This window comes from Variovorax sp. 20P10.2.4 (genome assembly GCF_058244205.1).
In genome coordinates this window covers 1-7813 of the sequence record NZ_JBZAYE010000342.1, presented here as the reverse complement: position 1 = coordinate 7813, position 7813 = coordinate 1, and the positions used below count along the sequence as shown (strand labels likewise).

At 71.4% G+C, this 7813-nt stretch carries 7 protein-coding genes and 1 pseudogene; 2 read left to right on the top strand and 6 right to left on the bottom strand.

Annotated features, from left to right (window positions below):
* Window positions 1-1519, top strand: a 1519-nt coding sequence (locus AC27VN_RS26055; RefSeq protein ID WP_490878401.1) for an amidohydrolase, incomplete at its 5' end; no start/stop codon positions are given.
* A 6-nt stretch (window positions 1520-1525) separates the two neighbouring features.
* Here AC27VN_RS26055 and AC27VN_RS26050 read toward each other — a convergent pair.
* From AC27VN_RS26050 to AC27VN_RS26035, 4 genes are read right to left on the bottom strand one after another with little or no spacing between them, the layout of a single operon-like run.
* Window positions 1526-2332: an ABC transporter permease gene (locus AC27VN_RS26050; RefSeq protein ID WP_413765544.1), complete on the bottom strand. Its 807-nt coding sequence runs from the start codon at window positions 2330-2332 to the stop codon at window positions 1526-1528.
* A 13-nt stretch (window positions 2333-2345) separates the two neighbouring features.
* Window positions 2346-3113 (bottom strand): ABC transporter ATP-binding protein, encoded by a 768-nt coding sequence (locus AC27VN_RS26045; protein WP_208508870.1) that lies wholly within the window; start codon window positions 3111-3113, stop codon window positions 2346-2348.
* Entirely contained in the window at window positions 3110-4081 is a 972-nt protein-coding gene (locus tag AC27VN_RS26040) for an ABC transporter substrate-binding protein (RefSeq protein WP_490878400.1), read from the bottom strand. Before AC27VN_RS26040 ends, AC27VN_RS26045 begins: the two co-directional genes overlap by 4 nt.
* Before the next feature lie 14 nt (window positions 4082-4095).
* The gene (locus AC27VN_RS26035) at window positions 4096-5229 is read right to left on the bottom strand and encodes an aryl-sulfate sulfotransferase (RefSeq protein WP_490878399.1); all 1134 of its coding nucleotides are present in this window, start codon (window positions 5227-5229) and stop codon (window positions 4096-4098) included.
* Window positions 5230-5332: 103 nt separating this feature from the next.
* On the opposite strand from AC27VN_RS26035, the gene AC27VN_RS26030 reads away from it, so the two are divergent.
* On the top strand, window positions 5333-6286 hold the full coding sequence (locus AC27VN_RS26030; RefSeq protein ID WP_413765540.1) for a LysR family transcriptional regulator: 954 nt from the start codon (window positions 5333-5335) through the stop codon (window positions 6284-6286).
* A gap of 3 nt (window positions 6287-6289) precedes the next feature.
* Here the strand turns inward: AC27VN_RS26030 and AC27VN_RS26025 are convergent, their stop codons facing one another.
* On the bottom strand, window positions 6290-7501 hold the full coding sequence (locus AC27VN_RS26025) for an acyl-CoA dehydrogenase family protein (protein ID WP_490878398.1): 1212 nt from the start codon (window positions 7499-7501) through the stop codon (window positions 6290-6292).
* 98 nt (window positions 7502-7599) lie between these two features.
* Window positions 7600-7813, bottom strand: a pseudogene (locus AC27VN_RS26020) (acyl-CoA dehydrogenase family protein); the annotation flags it as partial.

Here is a 7813-nt window from a genome sequence, read left to right as displayed (position 1 = left end):
TCTCGGCGGCCGCACCGTGCTGCCCGGCCTCGTCGACGCCCATGCGCACATGGAGCGCGAGGGCCTGAAGACCTTGCGGCCCAGCCTCGCGCATGCCACCTGCATCGCCGACGTGCTGGCGGTGGTCGCGGCCGAGGCCGCGCGCACGCCGCCGGGCCGCTGGATCGTGACCATGCCCGTGGGCCGGCCGCCGTTCTACTTCGGCGGCCCGTCCAACCTGGCCGAGCGGCGCATGCCGAACCGGCACGAGCTCGACACGGTGGCGCCCGATCATCCCGTCTACATCCCGGGCCTGTTCGGAAACTGGGGCGTGCCGCCGGGCCACAGCGCGCTCAACAGCCGCGCGCTGGCGCTGCACCGAATCGACGAGCACACCTGCCCCGACTGCGGCGGGCTGCAGATCGAACTGGGCGACGACGGCCGGCCCAACGGCGTGATCGTCGAGACCAACAAGCGGCCGCTGGTCGAGTTCTCGGTGCTCACGCAGGTGCCGGCCTTCGGCTTCGACGACCGGCTCGAGGGGCTGCGCCGTTCGCTGCCGCTCTACCACGCCTGCGGCACCACCAGCATCTACGAGGGCCACGGCTCCTCGCCCGAGACCATCGCGGTCTATCGCCGGCTGTGGGAGGAGGGCGGGCTCAGCATGCGCACCCGCCTGTGCGTGAGCCCGACCTGGTCGAACGTGGCCGAGGCGCGGCTCGCGATGCGCGACTGGCTCGCGCATGCGCGCGGGCGCGGCAGCGGCGACCCGATGCTCGCCATCGGCGGCATCTACGTCGGTCTGGGCGGCGACCGCGCCGCGGCCAATGCCGTGCGGCGCGCGCTGCCCAACACCGGCTGGATGGGCTTCGTCGAATGGGCCAACCGCATCGAGGACTTCCGCGACTACGCCTGGCTCGCGGCCGAGCACGACCTGCGCGTGCACAGCGTGGTGGTCGACCGGCTGACCGAGGTGCTCGAGGTGTTCGAGGCCATCGACGCGCGCTTCCCGCTCGCGGGCCGGCGCTGGGTGGTGGAGCACGTGGGCTACGTCACGGCCTCCGACATCGAACGCGTGAAGCGGCTGGGCCTGATGGTCACGAGCATCCCGTTCTACATGCTGTGGAAGAACGGCGCGCCGCGGCTGGCCGACCTCGAGCGGCAGGAGGAATTCCTGCCGCAGCGCGCGCTGCTCGAGGCCGGGCTGCCGCTGGCCGCGGGCAGCGACAACATTCCCGTGAGCCTGTTCACCGCGGTGTGGGCCTCGGTGGCACGCGAGGAGCGCACCACCGGCCGCGCCATCGGCCCGGGCCAGGCGCTGAGCCGGCTGCAGGCGCTCGAGACCGTGACGCGCAACGGCGCCTTCCTGAGCTTCGAGGAGGACCGCAAGGGCACGCTGGCGCCGGGACGCTATGCCGACCTCGCGGTGCTCGATGCCGATCCGCTCACGGTGCCGCTGGAGGCGCTGGGGCAGGTGCATGCCGAGCTGACGCTGGTCGGCGGTCGCGCGGTGCACGACAGCGGCGGCTGGCTGGACTGAAGGGTCTCAGCCCGGCATCGCCGACTCGTGCCAGTGCCGCAGCAGCGCGCGCCCCACCGCGCTCACGAGCGCGAAGAACAGGAAGCCCAGCAGCGTGGCCGCGATCACCTCGGCGAACAGCAGTGCCGTGTACATGCGCCCCTGCGCGAACACGATCTGCACGCCGAGCCCGCCTTCGGCATTGCCCGAGCCGATGATGAACTCGCCGACGATGGCGCCGATCACCGACAGCCCCGCCGACACGCGCAGGCCCGCGATGATGTGCGGCAGCGCCGCGGGCAGCTGCAGCTTGCGAAAGGCGGTCCAGCGGCTGCGGTTGTGCAGCGCGAACAGCTCGACCAGGTTGCGCGAGGTGGAGCGCAGCCCCAGCAACGTGTTGTTGACGATCGGGAACAGCGACATGATCAGGCTGATCACGACCACCGAGCCCTCGTTGTAGCCGAACCAGAGCACGATCAGCGGCGCGATCGCCACCACCGGCACGGTCTGCAGCAGCACCACGTAGGGATAGAGGCTGCGCTCGAGCAGCCGCGACTGGCTCAGCAGCGCCGCCAGCGCGATGCCGCCGACGATGGCGATCAGGAAGCCCAGGCTCGCTTCCTTCAGCGTGGTGAAGGCGGCCATCAGCAGCAGGCCGGCGTTCTCGATGGCGGCCGCGCCCACCTCGAGCGGCGAGGGCAGCAGGTAGCCCTTGCCGCGGTAGACGGTGGCGGTCAGCGCGAACCACAGGCCGATGACGAGCACGGCGACCAGCACGACGGGCCAGGCGTCGCGCGTCCAGCGCGCGGCGATCGAAGAGGAGGTTGGGTTCATGACGCTTCCTTCCTCATGCGAATGCCGCGCGCGGCACGGTCTCGCGCCGCAGCGCGGCCGTCACCTCGCCAGCCAGCCGCGCGAACTCCGCGCTCGCGCGCAATTGCGGCGTGCGCGGAAAGGCGAACGGCACCTCGACGACCTCGACCACGCGGCCCGGCCGCGGCGACATCACGACCACGCGCTTCGACAGGAACACGGCCTCGTGCACGCTGTGCGTCACCAGCACGCCGGTGAAGCCGGCCTGGCGCCACAGCGCCGACAGCTCCTCCTGCAGCAGCTCGCGCGACAGCTCGTCGACGGCGGCCAGCGGCTCGTCGAGCAGCAGCAGGCCGGGGCGCAGCGCGAGCGCGCGCGCCAGCGACAGCCGCATGCGCATGCCGCCCGAGAGCTGGTGCGGATAGAGCTTCTCCATGCCCGCGAGGCCGACCAGCGCGAGTGCCTCGGCGGCGCGGCGCTGGAGTTCTTCGGGCGCGAGGCCTTCGAGCTCCATCAGCAGCTGCGCATTGCGCTCGGCGGTGCGCCAGGGCAGCAGCGCCGGCTCCTGGAACACGAAGGCCCTGGCGGCCTCGGCGCCCGGTGCCAGGCGGCAGCGGCCGGTGCTGGGCGCGACCAGGCCGGCCAGGATGCGCAGCAGCGTCGACTTGCCGCAGCCCGAGGGGCCGACCAGCGAGACGAACTCGCCGGCGCGCAGTTCGAGGTCGATCGGGTCGAGCGCCTGCAGGCCGCTGTCGAAGCGCTTGGAGACACCCTCGAGCGCGATCGAAGCGCCGATGCTCATGGCTGGCAGCCGGGCACGAGGCCGCGGTCGTAGGCCTGGCGCTCGTCGAAGCCCGCGGGCAGGAAGGCCACGCTGCGCAACTGGCCGGCCAGCTCCTTCCAGCGCGCATCGTCCATGCAGCCGACGCGGTTGAGGTCGTGCGAGACCAGCGTCTCGATCATCAGCTTGTTGGCGGCGTCGTAGATCTCGGGCGAGATCTGCTTGTTCATGCCGGTCAAGAGCGGCTTGAGGCCCGACGGGTCGCGCACGTAGTTGCGCCAGCCCCGCTGCACCGCGGCGATCGCGGCCTTCACGAGCGCGGGCCTGGTGCGGATCAGCTCGTCGGTGGTGAACAGCACGCTGTAGGGCCGGTAGCCGAGCGAGGCCAGCGTGATCTGCTGCACCGCGAGGCCGCTCGCGGCCATGCGCGCGGGCAGGAACAGCGAGTAGCCCTGCTGCACCATCTTTGGATCGTCGCGGAACAGGCTCAGGTCGCCCGAGACCGGGATCTCGCGCGTGTTCGCGAGCTTGTAGCGCTTCTTGGTCCACTCCCAGTAGGCATTGCCGATGTTGACCGCGAAGGTGCGGCCCTGCAGGTCGGCGATGCCCTTGACGGCCGGGTCGGCGTGGTAGACCAGCGTGTAGGGCACGTGGTCGAGGTGCGCGAACACGGCGCGCACCGGCGCGCCGCGCAGCCGCGCGAGCAGCACGTCGTCGGCATTGCCGATGCCGAACTCGGCCTGGCCCGAAGCCACCTGTGGCACGGTCTGGATCTTCGGGCCGCCCTGCAGCACGCTGATGCGGATGCCGGCCTCCTTGCCGAGGCCGTCCTGCTGCGCCTGCCAATAGCCGGCCTGATCGGGTTGCGCGAACCAGTTGGAGAGGATGCGCACGTTCTGCAGCTCGGGCGCGGCGCTGGCCGCATGGGCGAAGGGGAGCAGCGCGGCGGCGGCGCACAGCGCGCGGGCGATGAGGGTGGAGGTTTTCATGGCGCGATCGGTCATCAGGCCCGCAGCCACGGCAGTTGCTCGCGCGTGTAGCGGTAGGTCTTGAACACGCTGTTGAGCCGGCCCGGCCCGGTCTTGCGCGCGGCCTCGTCGGGGTACTCGTCGAACCACGGGATCACGTACTCCCAGACCACCTCGCCTTCGGGCGTGACCTCGAACAGCCGGCCGGTGGCCGACTCGGTGACGTGGGTGTTGCCGTTGGGCAGCCGCTGCGCGTTGCCCATGAAGGCGGTGTAGAAGGCGTTGACCATCTCGTCGGCATAGGACCACGCGACCTCGTGGGTCGCCGGGTCGATCTCGAGCACGCGCGAGAAGGCCACGTGCGCGCCATGGCGGAAGTTGCCGTTGTCGAACACCAGGATGCGGCCATTGGGTAGCGCCACCGGCGCATGCTGGTGCGAGACCACGCTCGGCGGAATGTGCAGCCGCACCTGGCCGCTGGCCTTGTCGACGCCGATCACGCCCGAGGTGGTGCGCAGGCTCATGAGCACCAGGCCGTTGGCGTCGACGTCGAGGCCATTGACCAGCGGCCAGTGGTAGCGGCCGAAGCCCGGATGGATCGGGAAATCCTCGGGCGCGAGGTGCTCCCAGCACTTCCATTCCCAGACGATCTCGCCCGCGCGGTTCACTTCGCGGATCACGTCGCCGTACATGGTGTCGTCCGTGCCGTGCGCGGTGCCGCCGGGCACGCGGCGCGCAAAGTCGGCGGGCACGGGCGCGCAGGCCGCGTACAGCAGGTTGCCGTTGGGCAGCCACATGGCGTCGTGGTGATGCGACGGGTCCTCGTAGTGCCAGACCAGCTCGCCCTCGGGCGTGAGCTCACGGAAGTCGCCGCCGTGCCACATCGACCAGGCGGGGTAGCGGTCGGGCGAGTCGGCGTGGTTGCCGTTGTAGCCGAGGTTGCCGTTGTCGAGGATCACGGCATGCCGGCCCGCGCGCACCGGCAGCTTCCATTGGTGGACCACCTCGCCGTCGATGCCGACGAGGTAGACGTGGCCCCGCGCGGTCTGCGGCGCGATCAGCGTGTAGCCGCCCGCGCTGAGCACGGGATCGTGGGCGATCAGGCCGACGCCGCGGCGGCGCTGCGTGACCTGGTCGACGGTGGAGGCGGGACGGGTACGAGTGTTCAAGACGGGTTCCTCAATGCGATGGCGCCGAATCTAGGCCGCCCGAGCCGTCAGGAAAATCTGATTGTTTTGAACGGTGCGTCAGGAAAAAACGTACATTGCCCCGATGCGCGCCATCTCCCAGTCCTTCCGCTGCTTCGACGAGGTCGCCCGCCGCGGCTCGATCCGCAAGGCGGCCGAGTCGTTGCACCTCACGGCCGCGGCCGTGCACCAGCAGATCCTCAACCTCGAGGAGCAGGTCGGCGCGCCGCTGTTCGACCGGCTGCCGCGCGGCATGCAGCTCACGACGGCGGGCGAGATCATGATTGCCGCGGTGCGCCGCGGCCAGCGCGACTTCGACAGCGCGCTGAGCCAGGTCGAGGACCTGCGCTCGCTGCGCCGCGGCCACATCAACCTCGCGGTCTCGCATTCCTCTGCCGAGCAGCTGGTGCCCGAGGTGATCGAGGCCGCGATGAAGAGCTACCCCGGCGTGACCTACGGCGTGCGCTCTGGCAGCGGCGAGAACATCCTGCGCTGGGTCGCCACCGGCGAGGCCGACATCGGCTACTGCCTGCGCCGCAAGCCGCCGCCGGGCGTGGAGGAGATCGGCGCCTTCGCGCAGCAACTCGGGCTGGTCACGCCGCCCGGCCATCCGCTCACGGCGCTGGGCAAGCTGCCGCGGCTGCGCGATTGCCTCGAGCATCCGCTGATCCTGATGACGCCCGATACCGAGCTGCGCGCCATGGTCGACCAGATCGACCTGCGCGCGCACCGCCAGACCCGCCCGCTGGTGGAGACCAGCTCGGTCGCGATGGTGCGGCGGCTGGTGGCCGGCGGCACGGGCATCGGCTTCCTGATCGCCGAGAACGTGGTGGAAGACGTGGCGGCCGGCCGCCTGGTGTGGACCGGTCTGGCCGACGCGGGCGCGCGCTCGTTCAGCTGCCTCTACCAGCGCGCGGGCCAGACCACAGCGGTGGCGATGGGCATGTTCCTGCAGTTCCTCGCGCAGGCGATCCAGCAGATCGAGCAGCGCTTCGACCGGCCGGCCGGCGCGCTGGCGCTCGATGCGTTTGCGCAGTAGCCCTCAGCCCTGGGCCGGCTCGCCGAGCACGCCGAGGTAGCTCTTGCCGATCACGTCGTGGCTGGCGATGGAGTTCGGCGGATGGAACGGGCCCGAGCGCACGTCGCGTACCAGGCGTTCGAGCTCGTTGCGCCGCAGCAGCGAGGAGGCGCCGACGACCTCGGTCGCGAGGTCGACCACGCGCCGCGCGCCGTCCACCGCATGCTGCTTGGCCGCCAGCAGCTTGGCAGGCCACAGCGGGCCGTGGTCCGCGCCCTCGGCCCAGTCGCGCGCGGTGCGCTCGAGCAGGGCCTCGATGCTGTCGAGCTCGATCGCGGCACGCGCCACCGCGAACTGCGCGGCCGGATGGTGGGCGTAGCTCTTGCCCCCGAGCGCGGCCGAGTGGCGCTTGCGCGCCGATTCGAGCGCGAGGTCGAAGGCCCGGCGCGCGATGCCGAAGTAGACGGCGGCGATCGGCAGGATCGCGGCGCCGAAGATGCCGTCGACGAAGGGATCGCTGGGCGGGCCGGCCGGCAGCACGCGCGACACGTAGGCCGCCTGCGCCACCGCGCCCTCGAGCACCGTGTCGTCGCTGCGCGTGGCGCGCACGCCGAGCGCGTCCCAGGTCGCCTCGGTGCGGTGGCCCGGATCGGCGCGGCGGATGAAGGCATGCACGATGCGCGGCCGCGCGGGATCGGAGTCGTCGAGGCCGTGCACGCCGAGCCAGTCCCAGACCGGTGCCAGCGAGGTGAACACCTTGCGGCCGTCGAAGCGGTAGTCGCCGCCCGGCAGCGGCTGCGCCTTCACCGTCGAGGCGGCCAGGCCCAGGTCGTTGTTGGGTTCGCCGTGGCCGGCCGCGAAGATCCGGCCGTCGACGATCTCGCGCAGGATCCAGTCGGTGGAATGGTCGCCGCGCGCATGCAGGTAGGCGGCCGTGCCGCTCCAGTACAGGTGCATGTTGATGGCCAGCGCCGTGGCCGGCGCGAAGTAGGCCAGCCGCGACTGCTCGCGCAGCACCGCGGGCAGGTCCAGCCCGAGGCCGCCGAGCGCCTTGGGCACCCAGAGCTTCAGGTAGTTGGCGCGCCGCAGGTCCTCGAGGTCCTCGTCGAAGAAGCGGCCCTCGCGGTCGTAGCCGGCCGCGCGCGCGCCGATGCGTTCGAGAACGGATTCGGCGAGCACGGGCGGCTCGTCGTTGCGGCCGGCACGCGGGGCCGGGTGGGCGGTGGCAAGGCTCATGGCGATCTCCTGGAGGACAACGGCGATGGCCCGAAAGTACCCGCGGGTAGAACGGGGCGGAAGGAAGCGATTCGTCTATCCATATCCGCCGGCCGCGTTCAGCTCTTTCCGACGCGGTAGAAGGTCGGCGGCGGCGTGCCGTTGACCGCGAAGGCGCCGACCTGGCGCTCGCGGTAGACGCGCGGGTTGTGCGAGGAGATGGTGCGCGCGTTGCGCCAGTAGCGGTCCAGCCCGTGCGTGCGCAGCGTGGCCGAGGCGCCGAGTGCGTCGAACAGCTCGGTGCTCGCGTCGAGCACCAGCCGCGTGACGACC